Source organism: Dokdonella aquatica (genome assembly GCF_051987395.1).
In the GTDB taxonomy this organism is placed as follows: Bacteria; Pseudomonadota; Gammaproteobacteria; order Xanthomonadales; family Rhodanobacteraceae; genus Dokdonella.
The window spans coordinates 2,300,735-2,323,932 of sequence record NZ_CP197094.1 but is presented as its reverse complement, the minus strand read 5'-3'; the positions used below and the strand labels follow the sequence as shown (position 1 = coordinate 2,323,932).

The 23,198-nt window shown below is 66.4% G+C and carries 22 protein-coding genes; 5 read left to right on the top strand and 17 right to left on the bottom strand.

What is annotated here, in order from left to right:
* Positions 1–11: 11 nt before the first annotated feature.
* The 8 genes from ACQQ2N_RS10190 to pssA form a co-directional block, all read right to left on the bottom strand.
* Entirely contained in the window at positions 12–515 is a 504-nt protein-coding gene (locus tag ACQQ2N_RS10190; protein WP_440225606.1) for a hypothetical protein, read from the bottom strand.
* Positions 505–1,146: an ABC-type transport auxiliary lipoprotein family protein gene (locus ACQQ2N_RS10185; protein ID WP_440225605.1), complete on the bottom strand. Its 642-nt coding sequence runs from the start codon at positions 1,144–1,146 to the stop codon at positions 505–507. The genes ACQQ2N_RS10190 and ACQQ2N_RS10185 overlap by 11 nt, the downstream gene beginning before the upstream one ends.
* Positions 1,146–2,069, bottom strand: coding sequence for an MlaD family protein (locus ACQQ2N_RS10180; protein WP_440225604.1), 924 nt, complete (start codon positions 2,067–2,069; stop codon positions 1,146–1,148). Before ACQQ2N_RS10180 ends, ACQQ2N_RS10185 begins: the two co-directional genes overlap by 1 nt.
* Before the next feature lie 73 nt (positions 2,070–2,142).
* Positions 2,143–2,952, bottom strand: a complete 810-nt coding sequence (locus ACQQ2N_RS10175; RefSeq protein ID WP_440225603.1) for an ABC transporter ATP-binding protein — start codon at positions 2,950–2,952, stop codon at positions 2,143–2,145.
* A complete protein-coding gene (locus ACQQ2N_RS10170) occupies positions 2,949–3,746 on the bottom strand; it encodes an MlaE family ABC transporter permease (RefSeq protein WP_440225602.1) in 798 nt (265 codons plus the stop codon). Before ACQQ2N_RS10170 ends, ACQQ2N_RS10175 begins: the two co-directional genes overlap by 4 nt.
* Positions 3,734–4,087 (bottom strand): STAS domain-containing protein, encoded by a 354-nt coding sequence (locus tag ACQQ2N_RS10165; protein ID WP_440225601.1) that lies wholly within the window; start codon positions 4,085–4,087, stop codon positions 3,734–3,736. Before ACQQ2N_RS10165 ends, ACQQ2N_RS10170 begins: the two co-directional genes overlap by 13 nt.
* Entirely contained in the window at positions 4,084–5,784 is a 1,701-nt protein-coding gene (locus tag ACQQ2N_RS10160) for an ATP-binding SpoIIE family protein phosphatase (protein WP_440225600.1), read from the bottom strand. Before ACQQ2N_RS10160 ends, ACQQ2N_RS10165 begins: the two co-directional genes overlap by 4 nt.
* Entirely contained in the window at positions 5,781–6,566 is a 786-nt protein-coding gene (pssA, locus tag ACQQ2N_RS10155) for a CDP-diacylglycerol--serine O-phosphatidyltransferase (RefSeq protein ID WP_440225599.1), read from the bottom strand. The genes ACQQ2N_RS10160 and pssA overlap by 4 nt, the downstream gene beginning before the upstream one ends.
* Before the next feature lie 167 nt (positions 6,567–6,733).
* Between pssA and ACQQ2N_RS10150 the strand changes: the two genes are divergently transcribed.
* Together ACQQ2N_RS10150 and ACQQ2N_RS10145 are read left to right on the top strand one after the other, a co-directional pair.
* On the top strand, positions 6,734–7,138 hold the full coding sequence (locus tag ACQQ2N_RS10150) for a DUF4124 domain-containing protein (protein ID WP_440225598.1): 405 nt from the start codon (positions 6,734–6,736) through the stop codon (positions 7,136–7,138).
* Between the two features lie 65 nt (positions 7,139–7,203).
* The gene (locus ACQQ2N_RS10145; RefSeq protein WP_440225597.1) at positions 7,204–8,901 is read left to right on the top strand and encodes a proline--tRNA ligase; all 1,698 of its coding nucleotides are present in this window, start codon (positions 7,204–7,206) and stop codon (positions 8,899–8,901) included.
* 36 nt (positions 8,902–8,937) lie between these two features.
* On the opposite strand, the gene ACQQ2N_RS10140 is transcribed toward ACQQ2N_RS10145, so the two are convergent.
* Positions 8,938–9,783, bottom strand: coding sequence for a hypothetical protein (locus tag ACQQ2N_RS10140; RefSeq protein WP_440225596.1), 846 nt, complete (start codon positions 9,781–9,783; stop codon positions 8,938–8,940).
* Between the two features lie 308 nt (positions 9,784–10,091).
* Here ACQQ2N_RS10140 and ACQQ2N_RS10135 point away from each other — a divergent pair, with 308 nt between their 5' ends.
* The gene (locus tag ACQQ2N_RS10135; protein WP_440225595.1) at positions 10,092–10,412 is read left to right on the top strand and encodes an H-NS histone family protein; all 321 of its coding nucleotides are present in this window, start codon (positions 10,092–10,094) and stop codon (positions 10,410–10,412) included.
* Between the two features lie 170 nt (positions 10,413–10,582).
* Positions 10,583–10,987, top strand: coding sequence for a GtrA family protein (locus ACQQ2N_RS10130; RefSeq protein WP_440225594.1), 405 nt, complete (start codon positions 10,583–10,585; stop codon positions 10,985–10,987).
* A 36-nt stretch (positions 10,988–11,023) separates the two neighbouring features.
* Here ACQQ2N_RS10130 and ACQQ2N_RS10125 read toward each other — a convergent pair whose 3' ends face one another.
* From ACQQ2N_RS10125 to ACQQ2N_RS10115, 3 genes are read right to left on the bottom strand one after another with little or no spacing between them, the layout of a single operon-like run.
* Positions 11,024–11,962 (bottom strand): WxcM-like domain-containing protein, encoded by a 939-nt coding sequence (locus ACQQ2N_RS10125; RefSeq protein WP_440225593.1) that lies wholly within the window; start codon positions 11,960–11,962, stop codon positions 11,024–11,026.
* Complete coding sequence (locus tag ACQQ2N_RS10120) at positions 11,959–12,924, bottom strand: glycosyltransferase family 2 protein (RefSeq protein ID WP_440225738.1); 966 nt, start codon at positions 12,922–12,924, stop codon at positions 11,959–11,961. Before ACQQ2N_RS10120 ends, ACQQ2N_RS10125 begins: the two co-directional genes overlap by 4 nt.
* Positions 12,899–14,035 carry a DegT/DnrJ/EryC1/StrS family aminotransferase gene (locus ACQQ2N_RS10115; protein ID WP_440225592.1) on the bottom strand — a complete coding sequence of 379 codons (1,137 nt, stop codon included), beginning with the start codon at positions 14,033–14,035 and terminating at the stop codon, positions 12,899–12,901. Before ACQQ2N_RS10115 ends, ACQQ2N_RS10120 begins: the two co-directional genes overlap by 26 nt.
* A 117-nt stretch (positions 14,036–14,152) precedes the next feature.
* On the opposite strand from ACQQ2N_RS10115, the gene ACQQ2N_RS10110 reads away from it, so the two are divergent.
* Positions 14,153–16,255 (top strand): hypothetical protein, encoded by a 2,103-nt coding sequence (locus ACQQ2N_RS10110; RefSeq protein ID WP_440225591.1) that lies wholly within the window; start codon positions 14,153–14,155, stop codon positions 16,253–16,255.
* A gap of 13 nt (positions 16,256–16,268) precedes the next feature.
* Here ACQQ2N_RS10110 and ACQQ2N_RS10105 read toward each other — a convergent pair whose 3' ends face one another.
* From ACQQ2N_RS10105 to ACQQ2N_RS10085, 5 genes are all read right to left on the bottom strand, one after another.
* A complete protein-coding gene (locus ACQQ2N_RS10105; RefSeq protein ID WP_440225590.1) occupies positions 16,269–17,435 on the bottom strand; it encodes a trans-sulfuration enzyme family protein in 1,167 nt (388 codons plus the stop codon).
* Positions 17,436–17,476: 41 nt separating this feature from the next.
* Positions 17,477–19,087: an FG-GAP repeat domain-containing protein gene (locus ACQQ2N_RS10100; protein WP_440225589.1), complete on the bottom strand. Its 1,611-nt coding sequence runs from the start codon at positions 19,085–19,087 to the stop codon at positions 17,477–17,479.
* 416 nt (positions 19,088–19,503) lie between these two features.
* Complete coding sequence (locus tag ACQQ2N_RS10095; RefSeq protein ID WP_440225588.1) at positions 19,504–21,435, bottom strand: FkbM family methyltransferase; 1,932 nt, start codon at positions 21,433–21,435, stop codon at positions 19,504–19,506.
* Positions 21,432–22,802 (bottom strand): pyridoxal-phosphate dependent enzyme, encoded by a 1,371-nt coding sequence (locus ACQQ2N_RS10090; RefSeq protein ID WP_440225587.1) that lies wholly within the window; start codon positions 22,800–22,802, stop codon positions 21,432–21,434. Before ACQQ2N_RS10090 ends, ACQQ2N_RS10095 begins: the two co-directional genes overlap by 4 nt.
* Before the next feature lie 103 nt (positions 22,803–22,905).
* Complete coding sequence (locus tag ACQQ2N_RS10085) at positions 22,906–23,136, bottom strand: YdcH family protein (RefSeq protein WP_440225586.1); 231 nt, start codon at positions 23,134–23,136, stop codon at positions 22,906–22,908.
* Positions 23,137–23,198 lie beyond the last annotated feature (62 nt).

The following is a 23,198-nucleotide window of genomic DNA, read 5'->3' as shown; positions in this document are numbered from 1 at the left end:
CGCTGCCCCGCTCAGCTGCGCACGGCGCCTGCGCCCAAGACGCGGGTCAGGCGCTTGATCTCGCCCCACAGCGCGCGCTTGGCCGCGGCACTGCGCGCGACGTCGGCCGGCTCGGCGGCGACGACCCATTCGACTGCACGCAGGCGCTGCGCGGGCAGTTGTGCGCCGAGTCCGCGTGCGACCGACTCGCCGAACACGATCCACGCACGCGCGGCATCGAGCGCGGCGAGGTCGCCGGCCTCGGCGATCGCGGCATCGAGGCGCGCTGCGCGCAGCGTGCGCAGCAGGTCGGCCGACAGGCGCGGCGAAGGTGCCGAGCCGAAGACGACGACGACGCGCGTCGCGGGGACGGCGGGCGGTGCGGCTTCCGCTACCGCTGCGGCAGGCCCGGCACGTTGCCCCCCTGAAGCCTGCGCAGGCGACGCAGCAGCGGACTCCCGCACAGCAGAACCGCGCGGCACGTAGGCATCGACGCCGATCTCGGCGAGCAGGCGCAGGCCGTAGTCATCGAACATGCGCGGCCTCCTTGCGCTGCTCCTCGACGAGGTCGGCGTGGAACTCGGCGAAGATGCGGTCGACCGCGAGGCCGAGCGCGTTGACCGTGTCGCCGAGACGACGCCCTTCGGCCGGCACTTCGGCGCGGTAGAACTCGTCGACCAACGGCGTGCCGTCGGGACGGTCGATGCGCAGCTTGATCACGACCGCGGCGAGACTGCCGCCGTCGGTGGTCGGCACACGCTCGAAGCGCAGGATCACGCCGTTGACGCGGAACGCCTGCTGGCTCGCGGCGAGCTCGTCGACGACCAGCGGTGCGATCGCCGAGCGTCGCAGCATGCCTTGCAGGCGGCGCTGCAGCACGCGCGTGGGCGGATCGGTCCACAGCTGGTAGTGGTACTGGCGCAACTCGTTGGCTTCGGCATCGAGCGCGTAGACCAGTGCACGGTCGGCGTAGAGGCCGTCGGCCGCGAACAGGCCGACCACGACCGGCAGCTCGAACACCTGTGCCTGCGCGACCGGCAGCTCCTGCGGGCGCGGCATGCGGTAGAAGGTGTGGTCGGGCACGGTCGGCGTCGCGCCGCAGGCCGCGAGCACGAGGGCGAGGCCCGCGATGGACACGGCACGCATCATGCGAGCGACATCGCGCATCACGGTTCCTCCTCGAGCTTGTCGCCCTGCGGCGAACGCAGCAGCTGGCCCGGGTTGCGGCGGATCTCGCGGCTGAACTCGTCGAGGTTGCGCGTGGCCGATTCGAGATGGTGCGTGATCACTTCCATGCGGCTGGACAGGCTGCCCATGACGGTGGCGAGGTCGGTGACCGCATTGCGCACGTCGGCTCGGTTGTCCTTGACCATGCCCGACAGCTCGCCGACGGTCTCGTCGAGCATGCGGCGCGTCTCGCGCAGTTCGACGCTGAGGCCTTGCACGTTGCCGAGGATGCCCGCGACCGCGGCACGGTTCTGCGGCTTGAGCAGGTCGTCTAGCGCGCCGGAGGCGTCGTTGAGGCGGCCGAGCAGCGTATTGGCCTGTTCGAGGATCTGCGGCGTGCTCTCGTCGAGCGCGCCCGTAATCGAATCCACGCGCTGCGAGAGCAGCGCGACGAGTGGCGTGAGCTTGTCGCGCGTGAGCTCGGAGACCTGGCCCGCGAGTTCGCCGACGGCCATGAACACGTCGGCGTTCTCGGCCCCGGCGATCTCGGCGCCGGCGGCGAGCACGTCGGCGCTGCGGCCCTCGCGGATGCCGATCGACATGTCGGCGAGCAGGCCGCTGGACTGCAGGCGCGCGACGCTGTCCGCGGGAATCGTCCAGTCGCGGTCGACCGACAAGGTCACCCGGTAGCGCGTGCCCTCCGGTCCGCGCTCGGGCTCGAGGCCACCGACCTGGCCGATGCGGTAGCCCTCGTAGAACACCGGCGCGCCGTAGCGCAGCCCGGTCACGTTGCGGTAGCGCACCGTGTACTCGGCCGTCGCGCCGCTGCGCCCGGTGATCAGCGCGAGCCCGACCAGCAGCAGCACGAGCGCGAGCGCGACGACGGCGCCGACGAGGGTGTAATTGACGGTATCGCGTTTCACGTGGGCAAGGTCCGCAGGAACGCGGCCATTCTAGCCGGCCGGCCGCGTCGTGCGCGTCGTCGCGCGATGCGGCTCATGCGGCCTCCTCGCCGGTCAGGCGGCGCAGGTAGGCATCGGCATCGACATGCACCTCGCGCGGACGTCGGTTGAGCAGGTCCTGGATGCGCTCGTTGTCGGCTGCGCGCACCTGCGCCGTGGTGCCGGTCATGAGCACGTCGCCCTGATCGAGCACGGTGATCGTGTCGGCGATCTTGAACGCGCTCTCGAGCTCGTGGGTGACCACGACGATTGTCATGCGCAGCGCGTCGCGCAGGCGCAGGATGAGCTCGTCGAGCTCGGCCGACACGACCGGATCGAGGCCGGCCGAAGGCTCGTCGAAGAACAGCAGGCGCGGGTCCATGACGATCGCGCGCGCGAGCGCGGCACGCTTGACCATGCCGCCCGAGAGCTGGCTCGGCATGAGGTCCTGGAAGCCGCCGAGGTTGACCACCTCGAGCTTGAGGCGGCTCATGATGCGGATGGTCTGTTCATCCAGGCGCGTGTGCTCGCGCAGCGGCAGCGCGACGTTGTCGCCGACCGTCATCGAGGTCAGCAGCGCGCCGCCCTGGAACGACACGCCGATGCGCTTGCGCAGCTCGAGCTTCTCGCGCGCCGTGGCATGCGCGATGTCGGTGCCGAACAGGCGCACGCTGCCCGACACGGGCCGGTTGAGGCCGAGCATGTGGCGCAGCAACGTGCTCTTGCCCGAGCCCGAGCCGCCCATGATGACGCGGATCTCGCCCGCACCGACGCGGAAGTCGACGCCGTTGAGGATGCGCCGGCGACCGTACCAGGCCTCGAGCTTCTCGACCTCGATCAGCGGTGGCGGGGCGGCGTCGGTCATCGGTTGAGGAAGAAGCTGAAGATCATGTCGGCGAAGATGATCCAGCAGATCGACAGCACCACCGCGCGCGTCGTCGCACGACCGACGCCCTCGGCACCACCGGTGACCGAGAAGCCCGTGCTCACGCCGATCAGCGTGATCAGCAGCGCGAACACGACGCTCTTGGCGAGACCCTGGCCGACATCGCCGGGCTCGAGCAGCGCGAGTGTCTGCAGCACGTAGGCTGTCGGCGTCACGTCGAGCGCGGGCGCGCTGTACAGCGCGGCGCCGAAGATCGCGACCGCATCGGCGAAGATCGTGAGCGCAGGCAGCATCACGAGCATCGCGATGAGCGCGGGCGCGACCAGATAGCGCACCGGCTCGATGCCGATCACGGCGAGCGCATCGACCTCCTGCGAGACCGTCATCGAACCGATGCGCGCGGCCAGCGCCGAACCCGAACGCCCGGCCACGAGGATCGCGGTGATCAGCGCACCGAACTCGCGCGTGACCGACTTGGCCACGGCGAGCACGACCTGCGACTGCGCGCCGAACTCACCGAGCGCGGCGATGAACTGGATGCCGAGCATGAGCCCGACCGTGAACGCGAGCAGGCAGACGATCGGCAACGCATCCACGCCGACCTGGCGCATCTGTTCGAACACGGCGCGCCAGCGCACGGGCTGGCCATGGCGCCAGCCGACGAAGGTGTAGTACAGCGACTCGACGAGCAGCAGCGCCGCGTAGCCGAGTCCGCCGAGGACGGCGAACGTGGCCCGGCCGAGCCGCGCGAGCGGCGCGCTCAGGGCTTCCAAGCCGCGCCGCCGGCGGGTTCGGGAATCGCGTCGGCGTCGGCGACGATGGGGAACACGCGGTCCAGTCGCGCGAGCTCGAGCACGGCACGCACCGCGTCGCTGATCGCGACGAGCGCGAACGCACGCCCGGTCGAGCGCGCGTTCTGGAAACCTTCCACGAGCGCGGCGATGCCCGACGAGTCGATGTAACCGACCTCGCGCAGCACGACACCGACGCGCGGACTCGCGGCGAGTGCGTCGAGCACCGCCTTGCGCACCTGCTGCGACCACGACAGGTCGACCTCGCCACGCAGGTGGATCAGCACACGTCCGTCGGTGGTTTCCTGCTCGATCCCGTTCACTCGTCGTCCCCTGTCTCGTTCCTTGCCACGCGCTTGCGCATCGTCAGGCAGTTGCCGCTGCCCTCGGGCAGCGCGGCGATCCGCCAATCGTCCATCACCGAATCGATCAGCGCCACGCCGAGTCCGCCCGCGCGCACCTCGCCGAGCGGCTTCGGGCACACGCAACCCGGTTCGACCGGCGGTGCCGAGTCGAGCAGGCGGAACTCGAGCACGTTCCCTTCGCTGGCCACGCGCAACGCGATGTCGCCCGTGCGCTGCGGCCCGTAGGCGTGGCGGATCACGTTGCAGCACGCCTCGTCGACGGCGAGCACGAGTTTATCGCGCAATGCGGTGTCGACGCCCGCGTCGTCGAGCGTACTGCGCAGTACGGAGCGCATCTCGCGCAGCTCGCAGGGATCCGCCGCGAAGCGACGCTCGAGCAGGATCTCGGGCCCGCGCGCGCGCGGCCGCTCGATCAGCAGCACGGTGGTGTCGTCGACGAGGCGCAGGTGCTTGAGCGCCGCGAGCAGCGCGCGCAGGCGCGGCTCGGGTGAGGCGCCCGCATGCATCGCGACGAGGTCGCGCACGCCTTGTGCGCCGATCGTGCGGCGCTGCGCGTCGCGCACATCGGTGACGCCGTCGGAGAAGCAGTACAGCGCGCCGTCACCGATCTCGACGACGTGCTCGTCGTAGACCTGTCCCGGCAGGATGCCGAGCGGCGGGCCTCCGGAGTGGAATTCCTCGAATCGGCCGTCGCGGTGCAGGAGTGCAGGCGGAAAGCCCGCACCGGCGATGCGTGCATTCCCGCCGTCGCGATCGCAGTCGCCGACCAGCGCGCAGACGAAGCGCCCCTGCGAACGCGTCTCGCAGAGTTCGTCGTTGACGCGTGCGAGCCACTGGCCGGGCGCGAGATCATCCTTGCCGACCCAGCGAAGCAGCGCCGCGGCACGCACCATGAGCAGCGCCGCATCGAGGCCCTTGCCCGACACGTCGCCGATGACGAAGCCGACGCGACGCCCGGGAAGGTCGAAGAAGTCGTAGAAGTCGCCCGAGATCTCGTTCGCCGGCAGGTTGACGCCACGCACCGGGAATCCGTCGCGACGACGCTGCGGCAGCAGCGACTTCTGCAGCCGCCGTGCGAGGTCGAATTCGCGCCGCATGCGCGTCTGCTCGACCAGTTCCTGCGCCATGCGCGCGTTGTTGATCGCCAGGGCCGTCGGTGCCGCGATCAGGCGCAGGATCCCGGCCTCGTGCTCGGAGAACCTGCCGCCACCACGCTTGTTGACGACCTCGAGCGCACCGATCGGGCCGCGCGCCGTCGACAGCGGCGCGCACAGCACGCTGCGCGTGTCGAAACCCGACGCGGCGTCGATGGTCGCGTCGAAGCGCGGGTCGCCCGAGGCCTCGTCGACGACGATGCTCGCGTTCTCGGCGACCGCGCGGCCGACCGCGCCCTGCCCGACCGCGATGCGCACGCCCTTGAGATCGACCGGTCCGACGCAGACCCGGCATTCGAGTACGGGCTCGTGCGGGTCGAGCAGGAACAGCGAGGCGGATTCGGCCTGCATGAACGATGCGATGCGCGTGATCGCCTCGGTCAGCGTCAAGCGCAGGTCGAGCGACACCGCGAGCGCCTGCGAGAGGTCGGCGAGGAACGCGAGCGCGAGCGCTTCGCTGGCACCGGCCCCTGCATCACGCACGGCCGGCACGGCGTTCACGCGTCGCCGCGCTCGCGTTGTGCACGCTGCTCGCGCGTGCGACGACGCCCCCACAGCGTCATGATCGGCCCCGACAACACGTACAGGCCGATGACGCCGAACAGCACGCGCGGCGGATCGATCGCGAGCGCGACGAACACGAGCAGGGCGACCGGGATCCAGAAGAACGGCACGCGGTCCGACATCGGCCACGCCTTGAAACTGAAGTAGCGCACGTTGCTGACCATGAGCAGGCCCGCGACGACGGCGACGACCGGCGTGACGAACTGCACGTCGAGGCCGCTCATGTCGAACTTCTCGATCGTCCACACGAACGACATGCACAGTCCCGCCGCGGCGGGACTGGCCAGACCCTGGAAGTAGCGCTTGTCGGCGACGCCGACCTGGGTGTTGAAGCGTGCGAGGCGCAGCGCCGCGCAGGCCGCGTACAGGAACGCGGCGGCCCAGCCGACCTTGCCCCACATCGAGCCGTAGGCAGTCAGCGACGACAGCGACCACGTGTACATGACCAGCGCCGGAGCGAGGCCGAAGCTGACGAGATCCGACAGGGAGTCGTACTGCACGCCGAACTCGCTCTGCGTGCCGGTCATGCGCGCGACGCGTCCGTCGAGGCCGTCGAGCAGGCCGGCCACGAACACGGCGATCGCCGCCTCGGTATAGCGCCCGCCGATCGCCGCGATGATCGCGTAGAAACCCGCGAACATCGCCCCCGTCGTGAACAGGTTCGGCAGCAGATAGATGCCGCGGTGCGGTTTGCGCGCGTTCGTGGGGCGTTCGTCCATGCCGTGGGCCAGTGCGGGAATGGGGCGAGTTTACCCGATGGATCCCCGGACGCCGTGCGCGCCGCCGCCGCATTCAGGGGGCGTCTTGTCAGGCGCGTACACTAATGCTATCCAGTGGCCCGGTCAGGGGCCCCATCTCGACGGCGCGGCGCGCCACGGAGTGCATCATGAAGGCCGGTCTCATCTCCCTCCTCCTGCTCGCGGGCGTCTGGTCGGGTGCCGCCATGGCAGCCCAGGTGTATTCGTGGACCGACGCCAACGGCGTCAAGCACTATTCCGATTCGCCGCCGCCGGCCAACGTCGACGCGAAGAAGCTCAACGTGCGGACCGGTGTCACGAGCCCGACGCCCGAAGCCCAACCCGATCCGTCGACCAAGGCCGGCCCGAAGATGGCGGCTGCGGCGGGATACTCCGAAGACGAGATCAAGCGCAATTGCGAAACCGCACGCAGCACGCTCACGGCGACCCAGCAGCGCGCGCCGGCGGAAGATGCGACGACCGAGGCGAAGGCCGCCCACGGCGAACGGCTCGCACGCTCGCAGCAGCAGATCCAGCTCTTCTGCGGCGAGTGACCTGCGCCGCCCATGGCGAGGCGGTGCTGTAGAATGGCGGGTTCCGCCCGATCGCGACGCCCGCCATGCGCCTGTCCCGCTTCCACCTGTCCACCGTCAAGGAAATCCCCGCCGACGCGGAGATCGTGAGCCACAAGCTCATGTTGCGTGCGGGCATGATCCGCAAGCTCGCCTCGGGCATCTACACGTGGTCGCCGCTCGGCCTGCGCGTCCTGCGCCGCGTCGAGACGATCGTGCGCGAGGAGATGAACCGCGCCGGCGCGATCGAACTGCTGATGCCGTCGATCCAGCCGCAGGAGCTGTGGGAGGAGACCGGCCGCTGGGCGAAGTTCGGCGGCCAGCTGCTCAAGATCCGCGACCGCAAGGACGCGCTGTACTGCTACGGCCCGACGCACGAGGAAGTCGTCACCGATTTCGCGCGCAACGAGCTCAAGTCGTACAAGCAGCTGCCGGTCAACTTCTACCAGATCCAGACCAAGTTCCGCGACGAGATCCGCCCGCGCTTCGGCGTGATGCGCGCGCGCGAGTTCCTCATGAAGGACGCGTACTCGTTCCACGCGACGCAGGAGTGCCTGGCCAGCGAGTACCGCAACATGTACGACGCCTACTCGCGCATCTTCACGCGCCTGGGCCTGACGTTCCGCGCGGTCGACGCCGACACCGGCGCGATCGGCGGCAGCGCCTCGCACGAGTTCCATGTCATCGCCGACTCGGGCGAGGACGCGATCGCCTTCTCGACCGGCTCCGCATTCGCGGCCAACGTCGAAAAAGCCGAGGCCGTCGCGCCCGCCGTCACGCGCCCTGCTCCCGCAGCAACGCTCGAAACGGTCGACACACCGACCCAAAAGACGATCGACGACCTCACGGCCTTCCTCGCCGTCGATGCCACGCAGTGCATCAAGACCCTGCTCGTGCGCGGGCGCGACGGTCTCGTCGCGCTGTGCGTGCGCGGCGACCACGAGGTCAACGAGATCAAGGCCGCGCGCCTGGACGAGATGCCCGGCGAGTCGGTGCTCGCCGACGAAGCCGAGATCGTGCGCGCACTCGGCTGCAAGCCCGGCTTCATCGGTCCGGTCGGCCTGCCCGACTCGATCCCGGTCATCGTCGATCGCTCGGCCGCCGTGCTCGCCGACTTCGTCTGCGGCGCGAACGCCGACGGCAAGCACCTGCGCGGCGCCAACTGGGAGCGCGATGCGCGCGTCACGCGCATCGCCGACCTGCGCAAGGTCGTCGAGGGCGATCCCTCGCCGGACGGAGAAGGCACGATCGCACTCGCGCGCGGCATCGAGGTCGGCCACGTGTTCCAGCTCGGCACCAAGTACGCCGAGGCACTCGGCGCGACCGTGCTCGACGACCAAGGCAAGGCGCGCGTCATGTCGATGGGCTGCTACGGCATCGGCGTGAGCCGCATCGTCGCCGCGGCGATCGAGCAGAACCACGACGAAGCCGGCATCGTGTGGCCCGAGGCGATGGCGCCGTGGCGCGTCGTGATCTGCCCGATCAACCTCGCGCAGAGCGAGCCCGTGCGTGCCGCCGCCGAGGCGCTGTACGACGAACTCGCCACGCTCGGCGTGGAGGTCGCGCTCGACGACCGCGGCCTGCGCCCGGGCCCGATGTTCGCCGACGCCGAGCTGATCGGCATCCCGCACCGCATCGTCATCGGCGATCGCGGGCTCGCGGCCGGCACGTACGAGTACCGACGCCGTGGCGAGAGCGAGAACCGCACGCTGTCGCGCGACGAGCTGCTCGCGTTGTTCGCGTGATGCAGGTGCCCGCCGCGCACGACGCGGCGGGCCGTTTCAGGGGTTCTTGCGGCCCACGAGGCCGCGCAGCTTGTCCATCGCCCCGCCGAGTCGCGCGAAGCGCGCCGTGATGCCGTACTCGCGCTTGAGCATCGCGACCTCGGCCTGCTGGCGATCGCCGATCTGCGCTTCCCAGCGTCGCCGGATCTCCTGCCGTTGCACGCGCTCGCGCAGTTGGGCGCGATAGTCGTCGGGCAGCGCCTCGCGCATGAGTTCGGTCGGCTCACGCATGAGATAGCGCCCGATCTCGTCGTACAGCGCCTCGTTGACCTGGTCGGGCGGCACGAGCTTCGTGGCCATCGACAAGTCGTCGAAGTTGTTGAAGTCGAGGCGGAACTGCCCGGTCGACGCATCGGCATGGAAACGCGCCGCGAGCGTGATCCTGCCACGCGCCTTGAACGTGCCCGACACGACCTCGCCCGAGGCATCCTTCGCGGGAGCGAGCATTGCGCCGAGACGATGGCGCTGGAACAGCGCGGCCAGGGCGCGGACGCGCGTCGCGCCCTCGACCTGCACCGCCGGGCATTCCTGGCTCGCGATCGCGCACGGCATCGTCAGGAACACGCTCCGCGCCGAAGCCTGACGCTCCATGCGCAGCTCGTACTCGTGTTCGACATAGCCGACCACGTCGCCGTAACCGGGCACGGCGTAGCGCATCGCGATACGCGGCTGCAGCTCCTTGAGCTTGGCGACGAGTTCGCCGAGGTAACCATGGAAGCTCTCGAGCGCCGGCTCGAGCGTGGTGCGATAAGCGGCTTCGCGTGCCGCCTTGCGCGCCGCGGAATCATCCTCGTCCGCGCGGCGCTTCTGCGCCTCGCCCTCGAGATCGTCGAGCAGACCCATCGTGAAAGCCTCCACCACCCAAGGTGCCGGCGCGCGCTCACGCCGGCGCGTCGGTTCCGATGACACCAGCCGGTCGGGATCCCGGCCCCCTTCGCACACGATAGTGGGCACCGGCAGGACGGGCAAGCCATGGCGCAGGCGTGGGCCGGGCCACGCATTAGGCAGGTATTCCGAATACCCGGAATATACGGGCTGCGGAACCCGATAAAACACGGATCTTGAATGGGGTTTATTTCAAACAACGCCAATGTCATGCTATCCGGGTCCGAATAACATCCGATCGGACCACCGTTACAGGAACCCATTGCATGGCCATCGACATCAAGAATCTCAATCACAACCAGCTCGGCGAGTTGATTTCCCGCGCCCAGCAGCGCCAGAACGACCTGGCCGCCGAAAAGATCGTCAAAGTGCGCGAGAAGGTGCATGCCCTCATCAAGGCGGAAGGTTTCACCGTCGAGGACGTGCTCGGAACGGGGGGCCGTGCCAAGGCTCGCGCGAAGGTCAAGCCGAAGTACCGCAATCCCGCCGACAAGAGCCAGACCTGGTCGGGTCGCGGCAAGCGCCCGCGCTGGTTCGCCGATGCGCTCGCGGCCGGCAAGAAGGAAAAGGATTTCCTGATCGGCTGATCCGTCGTCGGGATTATCGGGGGGAAGGCGGCGTGCCGGAATGATTTCCGGTACGTCGCATTTGTCGATCCGCGCATCGCCGTCCGAAGCCCTCGTGACACCTCTCCGGGTGCTCGCATCCCGTCACCGACGTGCCACCATCACAGGCCTTGCGGCAACGCGATAAACAGATGATCCCTACCGTGTTTCGAAGGCAAATCATCGGCGAGGGCCTGCGCTTCCTTGTGGGCGGCGCCCTCAATACAGGATTCACCTATCTGGTGTACCTGCTGTTGCTCATGGCCGTGCGCTACGAAGTGGCGTACGTGATCGCCTATCTGGTCGGCATCGTCACGAGCTATCTCGTGAATGCGCTTCTCGTGTTCCGCCAGCCGCTGGACCGCAAGGCGGCACTGGCGTTCCCGCTGGTCTACGTCGTGCAGATCCTGCTGGGAACCGTCCTCCTGCGCGTGCTCGTCGAGCATGGCATCGACGAGAAGGTCGCACCCTTGATCGTGATCGCGGCGACCATCCCGTTGACGTTTCTCATGACGCGCCTTGTCCTCGTGCGGAAGAACGGGCGACGCGCCGACTAGACGGCGCACGCCTCACTCACGTCGGCTGCGTCGAACTCAGCCGACGAGGCGGAGGAACTCGTCGTAGTCACGGATGTATTCCTCGGCGTCGTAGTACTCGGACGCGAAGACCATCAGCACGGCATCGTCACTGTACTTGTACTGGATGCCCCACGTGAGGGGAGGCAGATGGATGCCGTGCTCGGGACTGTCGAGCAGGATCTCGCAACGCTTCCGGCCATCGTCCGCCACGACCGAGACAGACCCTTTCACGCAGACGAGGAACTGGTGGCAGCGCCGGTGCGCATGCTCGCCGCGGACCTCGCGGCTCGGCACGTTGAAGACGATGAAATAGCGCAGCGCGCGGAATGGAACCGAACGCTCGAACTCGCCGACACTGAGGTCGCCGCGCATGTCGCGCACGAGGGGCAGCCGGTGAAGCGTCACGCCACGTACGGCAGTGTCGACGACCCCCGCCTCGGGCGTGGCAAGGCGTGTCGCGGGAATGCTCGGCATCCGGTCCTCGCGGGTGTGATCCGCGTAGCCCGTGATGCGGGCAGGATTGCCGACCACGATCGCATTGGCGGGTACCGATCGCACGACCACGGCGCCTGCACCGATCATGGCCCTCCTGCCGATCGTGACACCCGGCAGGATCGTCGCATTCGCGCCGATCGAGGCTCCCTCGCAGACGCGGGTCCTCGAGAAGGTTTCCGGATACCGCTTGCTGCGCGGAAACGGATCGTTCGCGAACGTGACGTTCGGCCCTACGAAGACGTCGTCCTCGAGCGTGATGCCGTCCCAGACCTGGACGCCGCACTTGATCGTCACGCGATCACCGATCACGACATCATTCTCGATGAAGACGTGGTCGCAGACGTTGCAGTCGTTGCCGAGACGCGCAGACGGCAACACGTGGGCGAACGCCCAGACCTTCGTTCCGTCGCCGACGGACGTACTCTCGCAGATGCCCTGCGGATGGACGTAGACACTCATGGATCCCGACTCCCTTCGAATCGATGCGCATCGAGGACGATGGCCTGGGGACGACGCTTGGTGTTCTCGTAGCCGCGCCACACGTAGGCGCCGACGATACCGAACCCGAGCAGGTTCAATGCGGCGAAGAAGAGCACGATCAACGAGGTCGCAGCGTACCCCGGGACCTCCACCCATCCCGACAATCGCGCAACCGCGATGACGAGTCCCAGCGCGATCGAGGCGACGACGCCGAACGCACCGATTCCGAACAGCAGCCGGATCGGCAGGTCGCTGAAGGAATAGATGCTGTCCGTGAGGTATTTCAGCTTGCGCGAGAACGTCCAGGCACTGCGACCGTGCTGGCGCTCGCGCCGGGCGTAGGGGATCTCGAGACGCCGGAATCCGAGCCACATGATCTGTCCGACGAGGGAACTGTTCGACTCGTCGAGCGCGATCAGCCTGTCCCTGAAGGCCTTGTTGCATCCGAAGACATCGACGCCCCCCTTGGGGAGATCCGGATGCACGACGCGTCGGTAGAAACCCCAGAATGCTGCGGACGCCAGCCGGGTGAGCAGTGGATCGACGCGCGCTTCCCGCGTACCGAGCACGACGTCCGCCTTGCCTGTCGCCAGCGCCTCGAAGAACTCGATCGCGAGCTCGGGGGGTTCCTGCAGGTCCGCGGCCATGACGGCGTAGAAGCGCCCCTTCGCATGGATGAGGCCTTCACGAATGGCCGCGAACGAACCGAAGTTCCTCGAAAGCAGCAACAGCTGCGACTCGAATGCCCGCGTGGCGAGTTCGTCGCGCAACATCGGGTAGCTTCGATCGGGGCTGCCATCCACGACGAATACCACCTCGAACCGTCCATCCAGCCGGCCCGCCACGTGCTCGAGCGCATCGAGCAGGGGAACGATCGATCCTTCGTTCTTGTAGACCGGAATGATCAGCGAGAAATCAGGGCTGCCAGCTGTTGCAGGCATCGACGACACTCTGCACCTCCTCGCTGGTCATCTCGGGAAAGCACGGCAACGTGAGGATGTGGTCGCAGGCATGCTCGGTATTCGGCAGGTTCACCGACGCGAAGTCGTCGCGCATGCAGGGCTGGCGATGGTCCGGCACGGGATAATGCACGTCGCTGGAAACACCCGCCTGCCTGAGGTGCTCCCTCAAGCCATCGCGATCATCGGTGCGGACAACGTAGAGATGCGCTACCGAATCGGCTTCCATGCGGGCCGGCACGGACACGCGGGCGTTCGTGATGCCGTCTGCGTAACGGTTGGCGATCGCGCGCCTCGCTGCATTCCACTGGTCGAGATGACGCAGTTTCACGCGCAGGAATGCAGCCTGGAGTTCGTCGAGGCGACTGTTCCTCCCACCGGGAGTCTGCGCGACATACTTCGATGTCCATCCGTACTGGCGCAGTTGCCGCAGCCGGTCCGCCAGGTCGTCACGGGACGTGACCACGGCCCCGCCATCGCCCAGCGCGCCGAGGTTCTTGGTCGGATAGAAGCTGAAACAACCGATGTCACCGAAACTTCCTGCCTTGCGCCCCCCACGCGACGCGCCATGGGCCTGCGCGCAGTCCTCGACCACCGGTATCCCGTGGCTCGACGCCAGCTCGACAACGCGCTCGATTTCGGCGAGGCGACCGTACAGGTGCGTGACGACGATGGCGGCCGGCCCGGCAGCGATCACGCCTTCGAGCCCGTCGACGTCGACGCACAGGGATTCCGCGTCGATGTCCACGAAAACAGGCCGGGCACCGACGGATCGAACCGCACTAGCGGTGTACATGCCTGCGTTCGCGACCGTCACGACGTGATCGCCCGCGCGCACGCCAAGCGCCCGCAAGGCCAGCTCGAGCGCATCGGTGCCGTTGCCGACACCTGCCGCGTGAGCGACGCCGCAGAATGCCGCGAACTCGCGCTCGAAGGATGCGACGTTCTCGCCGAGCACGTACCATCCGCTGTCGAGCACGCGCGAAGCCACCGTGATGAACTCCTCGTTACATCCAGCGTTGTGCCTGCGGAGGTCATTGAGTGGGATCGTCTGCATCGCAAGCGCCAGCCATGGTTTGAAGGGGTGGCTCATCGATATCCTCGATGAGTTCGGACCTGTCGGTGGGGATTCGCACAGCACTGAATGATAGCAAGGCCTCTTGCCGAGCGGCATCGGGGAGCATCGGCCGTTGAAGGGAGCCAGCCGTAGATGAACCTCAAGGATCTGTCCATCGACGCATGCGTCGCGCTATCGGTATCCGCGCTGTGCGTACTTGTGGCGGCGCTTGTCCAAGGGTATGCGGACGTCCGGCTCGGCATCCCCATGGCATACACCGGCGATGCGCTGTCCGCCGGGATGATCTTCAAGAGCATCATCGAGAATGGCTGGTATTTCGACAATCCGGACGCAGGTGCACCGTTCGGTTTGTCATGGGGTCCCTATCCCATGGTCGAAACCAGCCACTTCGCCCTGATCTGGGTGCTGGGTCGGTTTTCGAGCGACTACGGCACCGTTCTGACGATGTTCTATCTCCTGTCGTTCTTCACGGTATCCGTGACGGCGTACTGCGCGATGCGCAGCATGGGACTCGGACGGATGTTGTCTGCGTGCGGAGCACTGCTCTTTTCTCTGCAGCCTTATCACTTCCTGCGCGCATCGCACATTTTTCTCGCCTCGTACTTCGCGGTGCCCGTCTTCGTCGCCTTCGCAGCAGCGTTGGCGCGGTCGTCATCCATCACACTGACTGCGCCACGCGTCGCGGCAGCGATCATCCTTCTGTTGCTGGCATCGGGCGGAGGCGTCTACTACGCATTCTTCGGATGCATGCTGATCATCACTGCAGCGGCGATCTCAACGATCGAGCGCTCCACCCTGCGACCATTGGCTCTGGGCATCGCGATGACCGCCGTGGTCTGCGCCGGCGTCGGAATCTCACTCCTTCCACACTGGAACTACGCATCCAGTCGAGCCGACGACACGAACATCTCCACTCGCCTGCCTGCGGAATCCGAGATCTATGGCCTCAAACTTGCGCAACTCGTGTTGCCGTCACCCGCACACCGGAACGGCGGAGTTAGAAACGTCACCACGGAGTACAGTCAGCAATCCCCGCTTGTCAACGAGAATGCCACGGCCGCAATTGGACTTCTGGCATCTCTCGGCTTGCTCGTTTCACTGATCGCGCTGCTCATCCCCAAGCTCCGCAGGCCTCAAGAGCTCGCGGACCTCGGCAGGCTCAATCTGGTCGCCTTCCTTTTCGCCACGATAGGCGGAGTGGGCACATTGTTCGCGTGGTTCGTCACAGCACAGATTCGCGGCCTGAACCGCATCAGTATCGTCATCGCATTCGTATCGCTTTCCGCACTCCTGCTCGGTGTGCAACATCTGTTCCGTAACCTGCGCACACCATCGAGGATTCGCACCCTCACCGCTTGCACCACCGTCGGATTGGGCATCTTCGGCCTCTGGGACCAACTCCCCTATTGGCGGCCGACCTTTGCAGCTGTGAACCAACCGGCGTTCGAGCGAGACGCCGACATGGGGAAGCGCATCATGGAAGTGCTGCCGCCCGGCTCACGCGTCTATCAAATGCCCTACGTGAAGTTCCCGGAGCATCCGCCTGCATTCCAGGAAGGTGCGTATGGGCTGTCACGCTGGTATCTGCACACGGCGGGCATCGCTTGGAGCTATGGGGCGATGAAGCTGACGGAATCGGACCTATGGCTTCAGAACATCGAGTCCATGCCACTGGATGAGCGCCTTACGGCCATCAAGGCGTCGGGCTTCGATGCCGTGATGATCGAGCGCAAGGCCTACGAAGATCATGGCGCGTCCATGGAATCGACGCTCGTGACACTTCTTGGTGCCCCGATCCTAGAATGCCCCGATGCAAGCTGCGCCCTATACGGACTGTCAGCCGTCAACATCGCAGGCACCAAGGTGGCATTGCTAGCCTTGAGGGGTAGCGGATGGTCGTCCTGGGTGGCGGACACGACCGGGAGCAAGTCTGCGACATCGACGGGAAAGGCCCCCATGCGATTCCTGCTCCTCAATCCGTCCCGACGGCACACCTCGGCCAAGCTCAGTTACGTCGTGAACTCCGACACTGCGACCATGCTCGCGGCGAGTGCTGGAGACGCCGTACTGGAGCACATCATCCTAACAGCCGGCCAGGACCAGATCGTCCATACCACTATCGATCTGCCTCCGGGCATCACCGAGATGCTGCTTCAGCCCACAGCGCCTGGAAGCTCGAAGACCTCTGTGCGCATACGGGATCTCGATTTGCAAGCGATACCCGCAGCGCAGTGAGAGGGCGATCCAGTCAACGCAGCGATTCGTCGAGCTCCTTGAGGAGATCCCGAACGTCCTCGACGCCCACCGAAAGTCGGATCAGGCCGTCGCTGATCCCGAGCCGCTTGCGGTTGGCCTGCGGCACGGAAGCGTGCGTCATGATCGCGGGATGCTCGATGAGGCTCTCGACGCCGCCGAGCGATTCGGCGAGCGCGAACAGTTCGCAGCGCTCGAGCATGCGGCGCGCCTTGCGCAGGCCACCCTTGACCTCGACCGAGATGATGCCGCCGAAACCGTCCATCTGGCGCTTAGCGAGCGCGTGCTGCGGATGCGACTTGAGCCCCGGATAGATCACGCGCTCGATCGCGGGATGCTTCTCGAGCCAGCGCGCGATCTCGAGCGCACCCTCGCAGTGTGCACGCATGCGCAGGTGCAGCGTCTTGAGTCCGCGCATCGCGAGGAACGAATCGAACGGACCGGCGACTGCACCGACCGAGTTCTGCAGGAACGCCATCTGCTCGGCGAGCGCGGCATCTTCTCCCGCGACGACGATGCCGCCGACGATGTCGGAATGGCCATTGAGGTACTTGGTCGCCGAGTGCAGCACGAGGTGCGCGCCATGCTCGAGCGGCCGCTGCAGCATCGGCGAGCAGAACGTGTTGTCGACGACGAGGGTGAGGCCGTGCTTGCGCGCGAACGCGCCGATCTTCGCGAGATCGACGAGCTTGAGCATCGGGTTGGTCGGCGTCTCGGCCCAGATCATGCGCGTGTTGGGCTTGAGCGCGGCCTTGAGCGCCTTCTCGTCGTTGAGGTCGATGAAGGTGAAATCGAGGCCGGCCGAACGGCGGCGCACGCGCTCGAACAGGCGATAGCTGCCGCCGTAGAGATCGTCCATCGCGATGACGTGGCTGCCCGAGTCGAGCAGGTCGAGCACGGTCGCGGCCGCGGCCAGGCCCGAGGCGAACGCATAGCCCTGGCGGCCACCTTCGAGGTCGGCCACGCAGCGCTCGTAGGCCATGCGCGTAGGGTTCTGCGAGCGCGAGTACTCGTAGCCCTTGTGCACGCCCGGGCTTTCCTGGACATAGGTCGAGGTCGCGTAGATCGGCACCATGATGGCACCGGTGGAAGGATCAGGAGATTGGCCGGCGTGAATGGCGCGGGTACCCAGCGCGTGCGGGCGTCTTGCTGCAGTCTTCATGCGTTGCCTTTGCAGTAGTAGATTCGGGTCCGGACGCGAGATTATTCGAACCCGTGGGAGAAGATCACTTCCGGCCGATGCACGCCGCTGTTGACGGCATCGCGACGGAACATCGGCCAGTCCATGTAGCGCGGGTTGGCGATGCTGTTCGGGAATGTCCAGGCGTACACCGTGATGAACGTGCCGGAATGCCCCGGTACGTTGCTGTTGGCGCCCGCGCCGATCACCTCGAGGCGGCCGTTGCCGTCAAGATCAGCTATGGCGGCGGAGTTGTAGAAGCCATCGCTGTTGGTCGAAAGGTTTAGGCTACCCGCGGGGATTGGGCATCCGGTGGGTGCCGTGAGTTGCTGGCCATTCCTGTTCCAGATGATGAACTCGTTCGCTGAAGGAAGGACGATCTCCGGGTCGGTGTCACCGAGGAGGTTCGCCACCACCGGGGAAGCCACCGTACCGTAGTGAAGCGAGTTGCCGGCACAATCCGCAGGAATGTTCGGCTGGACGGGCCATCCCGGCATCTCCGAACCATCGGGGCGGAATGCGTGCACTACGCCGTTCACGTCATCGTTGCGCATGGTATTGATGATGGAAACAAGCCCATTGACGCCCGAGAACTTCGCGAGGGCCGGAGACGCCGTGCGTGAAGCTTCTCCAGGTGTCGGTCGAGGCCAGTTAGGCAAGGCCTGCCCGGTCGCGGTGTAAGCGAGGAACTGCTTCGTGACAGGCTGCACTACCGCGCAACTCGGCATATCCCAACAGCGGCCGCTACCGACGCTTATCGCCGGCCGCCCATTGCCCAGGAGATCACCAATCGCCGGCGAAGAATAGATGACATCGTCGAACAACAACGGGAATCCCGGCAGGTCACCCGAGCCGTTGCCGTGAATTGCACGGAGCATGCCGCCATTGGGAAGGGTGATGCTTGGAAAGGCATGAAGGTTGCTGTCGGCCCCGATCACGATGTCCAGCGTCCCGTTCCTGTCGAGATCGACGATGGAGGGTGACGACCAGATCGTATCCACGACGTACTCGTACACTCCCATCTCCCACCAGACACTGCAGTCGTGTCTCAGCGCGCGCAGTCGGAAGTCGAAACTCGCCACCACGATCTGCATCTTGTCAGGCGTGGAAGGATCGAGCCTTCCTACCGCCGGCGAGCTGTACATGCCCTGTGGATTGGCCGGATTGAGATTCGTGAACGAGCACTTCCTCTGTCCTGCCGCACTCAGGACATAGATCCCGCCGCCATAGCCGGCACCGGAACCTGCGCCAACGATCACCTCAAGCTGCCCGTCCCCATCGATGTCCGCCACAGCCGCCTTGCTGTGCACGGGAACTGTACCCGTCGAGTGTGACCACATGAGCGCACCGTTGCGCCGGACGGCCACGACCTTTCCGCGCTCGGTCCCGAAAACGATCTCGGGCTGACCGTCGCCGTCCAGATCCACGATCGTCGGACTCGAGTACATGACCCGATCGTTGCCCAGTTCTGTCAACGCAGACGGGAAGCCGGCCTGACATGGCGGGTCGTTGGGAACTCCGGGATGGTTGCGTGTCGGGCACGGAAGCGTCACCGCTGCCGACACCCCCAAAGGCACCGAAGCCAGCAGCATGACCGCGATCCACATCTTCATCATCAGGCCACGTCGATTCATGTCCGTTCTCGTCTCATGATGAGAAGGTGACCCTACACCCGGAGAACCTCTCCTTCCATGATCACCGACGCTGGTTCAGAGTCTTGCCGCGCGGTTCATCCCGGAGAGAAGGGGAAGGCAAATCACACCCCATTCATTCCAGGGTCCAGCGAAGCATGATCGGCTGATCTCTAACCAAATGATGCTTTGCGCCTGCACGCCGATCGCGAAACACGAATTCCAAGATTACGACTTGCAACAACAGCCTTCGAGTCATCTGGAAGACGTCTGGAATCGTGCAAGCGGACTTTCAGCAGCATCTCTTCCATGACCAGATAGACGGCCCCGGACATTGGCTTCCCCGCTGGTGCAACCGAGCGGTGCCGTGCGATGAGCTGCGTTTGAACGGCAGGTTCTGCCAGAACCGGATGTCACCCTCACGATTGACGAGGCTCGACGAAGAGATCGAGATGGAAGGTTCCCTTGCCGTTCGAGAAGCGCGCGTCGTACTCCGACCACGCTGCCATGACCCGATCTGCATCCGCGCAAGGCACGAGGCCGCGCCCGTCGACCGTCACGATCGACACGCGAGCGGCATACGCGAAGATCATGCCGAGGTAGTCGCGCGCGTCGATGCCGGAATTCTCGCGCATCGCGAGGGGATGGAACTCCGTGAGGATGCGTGGCCGGCAGCGCGCCAGGAGCGCCTCGGCGCCGCGCAACGCGAAGACCTCGTGTCCCTCGATGTCGATCTTCACAAGATCGACGCGATCGACGTCTCCCAGCAGCGCGTCGAGCGGATGTGCGTAGGCATACAGGGAGGGGCGTCGCTTAGACGGCACGGCCTGCACGAGCGCGTTGGACGTGCCTTCGTCGGTGATGATCGGGATGAGGTGCGCACGATCCGAGGCCCCCACGGGAAGAACGACGACATGCTCGAACGCGTTCGCCTCGAGCCCCGCATAGAGACACTGCAGGTTCTTGTCGAGCGGCTCGACCGCGATGACGCGGCCACCCGGCCCGACCAGATGCGCGGCCAGCATCGTGAAGTAACCCATGTTCGCGCCGATGTCGAGGAACGTGTCGCCCTTGCGCAGCTGGTCGCGTACCACGGCATCGACGTGGGGCTCGTAGGCGCCGCCCCTTGCGATCGCGCTGCCGATGTCGCGGTCGCCCGACGGTACGACCAGCGTGTAGCCGCCCATCTCGACAGGGACACGCGATGCGGCTGCGGGGCCCGACCGGCCGTGCCGGTTCTTGAATTCGTCGGACTGGATGATCGCCGCGGCGATCGCCTCGGCATCGGCGCCGCTGCGCATCAGACCGCCGAAGTGTGCGAGGCCCGCCGCATCGGGCTTTCGTCCGAGCAGAAGCCGATAGACGAGGGCGATGTCGCGCTCGGGATCGGACGCGCCGTTCGACGACGTCGATGCGACAGGCACCGATGCCTTCGGCTCGAACCAGTTGCGCAGGCCGCGCAACCACGCGTGATCGGCCGCGCGCGGCGGCGGCTTGCGGACGGGCGGTGGAGTCGACGCCCGGTCCTTCGCTTCGCCTGCGACGGCGACGATGCCGAAAGACGTCGTGGCATGGTCGCCGAGCCATATCTTGAGGCAGGGGTATCCCTCGTACGGCGGGTGCAGGATGACCTTGTCGTCGGCTTCGCTGCCGATGTCGAAATCGAGGGGTGCGACGCGATGACCTTCGGCCTCGAGGCGTTCGAGGAGCGCCTCGAGGTCACGACGACGCGGGATCACCGTCGGGCCGCGTGACGTGGTGGCGTCGTTCGAACCGATGTTGTATTCGGTCGTGTGCACGGCGACACCGCCTGGCTTGAGGCAGTGCATCATGCGCGACACGACATCGGCCGTGGCGTCGAGGCTGCCGACGTGCTCGATCGCGCACGAAGACCAGAGGAAATCGAAGCCCTCGAGATCGTCCGCGATCTCCGTCATGTCCACGACGCGGAACGACACGCGCTCGGCGAACGCGTCGGGCGGGCACAACCCTTTCGTGTTGAGCACGCTGACGTCGTGCGCGTGCTCGTTGCTCGAGGTCCATCCGGCCTCGTGCGCGGCGATCGGATCGAGGTCGCTCGCGACGATGTCGCAGCCCTTGGACGCGAAAAGCGCGACCAGCGGCTCGCGCCCCACCGCGAAACCCAAACCCCTCTTGCCGGGTTGCAGCATGCCGCGCTCCTCGAGCGCCTGGGCGATATAGGCCCACTCCCACAGTTTGCGATGCATGATCATCGGCGCATGGTGGATCTCGCCCATCCAGCGCTGGAACGACGGCGACTTGAGCTGGCCGGACGTGCACGCCTGCGACGACAGCAGCGGGGCCGATGCCACCTGGGGCGATGCCTTCATGCCACGCGCCTGCGCAGGTAATTGAGCAGATCGATGCGCGTGATGAGCCCGAGGAACGCGTCGCCGTCCGTCACGATCGCGACGTGGCCCGCGTCGAACACGGGCAGCAGCGCCTCGATCGGCGATTTCACGTCGAGCTTCTCGAGGCGGCTGACCATCGCGGTCGAAACGGTGTCGCGGAACTTCGTTTCGTCGCCGTAGACGTGCATGAGCACGTCGGACTCGTCGAGGATGCCGACGATCGCATCGCCCTCGAGCACGGGCAGCTGCGACACGTCGTAGAGCTTCATGCGGTTGTATGCGGTGACGAGCAGGTCCTTCGGCGACACGACGACGGTGTCGCGGCGCGAGTACGGGCGCAGGATGAGATCGCGCAGGTCGCCGTGGTGCTCGCGCTCGAGGAAGCCGTTGTCGAGCATCCAGTAGTCGTTGTACATCTTCGACAGGTACTTGTTGCCCGTGTCGCAGACCAGTGTGACGACACGCTTCGGCTCGGTCTGTTCGCGGCAGTAGCGCAGAGCCGCGGCGAGCAGCGTGCCGGTCGACGAACCGCCGAGGATGCCTTCCTTCGACAGCAGCTCGCGCGCGGTCAGGAAGCTCTCCTTGTCAGGGATCGCGTAGGCCTTCTTCACGCGCGAGAAATCGCTGATCGACGGCAGGAAGTCCTCGCCGATGCCTTCGACCATCCAGCTCGCGGACTTGTCCGACAGCACGCCGTCGTTGATGTACTCCGCGAGGATCGAGCCGACCGGGTCGGCGAGCACGAACGCGGTATCGGGCGAGTTCTCGGCGAAATAGCGCGACAGGCCGGTCATCGTGCCCGACGAGCCGCATCCGAACACGATCGCGTCGACGCGGCCGTCCATCTGTTCGAGGATCTCCGGGCCTGTCGTCAGCGTGTGCGCGAGCGGATTGTCGGGGTTGCCGAACTGGTTGATGAAGTACGCGCCGGGTGTCTCGCGCGCGAGGCGCTCGGCGAGGTCCTGGTAATAGTCGGGATGGCCCTTGGCCACATCGGAGCGCGTCAGCACGACCTCGGCGCCCATGGCCTTGAGGTTGAAGATCTTCTCGCGGCTCATCTTGTCGGGCACGACGAGGATGAGGCGGTAGCCCTTCTGCTGCGCGACGAGGGCGAGGCCGATGCCGGTGTTGCCGGCGGTGCCTTCGACGAGCGTGTCGCCGGGCTTGATGCGGCCGGCGCGCTCGGCGGCCTCGATCATGCTGAGGCCGATGCGGTCCTTGATCGATCCGCCCGGATTGGCGCACTCGAGCTTGAGGTAGAGCTCGCAGGGCCCGGTGTCGAGGCGCTGCGCCCTGACCATGGGCGTCTGGCCGATCAGCTCGAGGATGCTCTGGTGAACCGCCATGCGGGCTCCGTCGGGTCCTGGGTGGCCCGCGATGATACCCGAGCAGCCCGACCGGGGCGCCGCTGCGCGGGATCGGCGGCAGCGGCGCTCGGTCGGCGGCGGATCAGTGGGGCTTGCCGTCGCGCAGGCTTTCCCACATCACGGTGAGCTTGTCCTTGGCCCAGAGCTTCTGTTTCTTGAGGTTGTGCAGCGTGACCTCGTCCATCGGCAGGACGCCGAGTTCCGCGTCGCGAACCTTGTTGTCGAGCTCCTTGTGCTTGTGGACCAGCTGGCGGAACTCGGTGTTGCGGCTCATCAACGACTCGACATCTTCGATCTCGTGCTGCTCGAACATCGACTGACCTCCTCTCGGTGCAGGATGCGCAGACGGCCCGGCGCAGCGCCGCAGGGACGCTG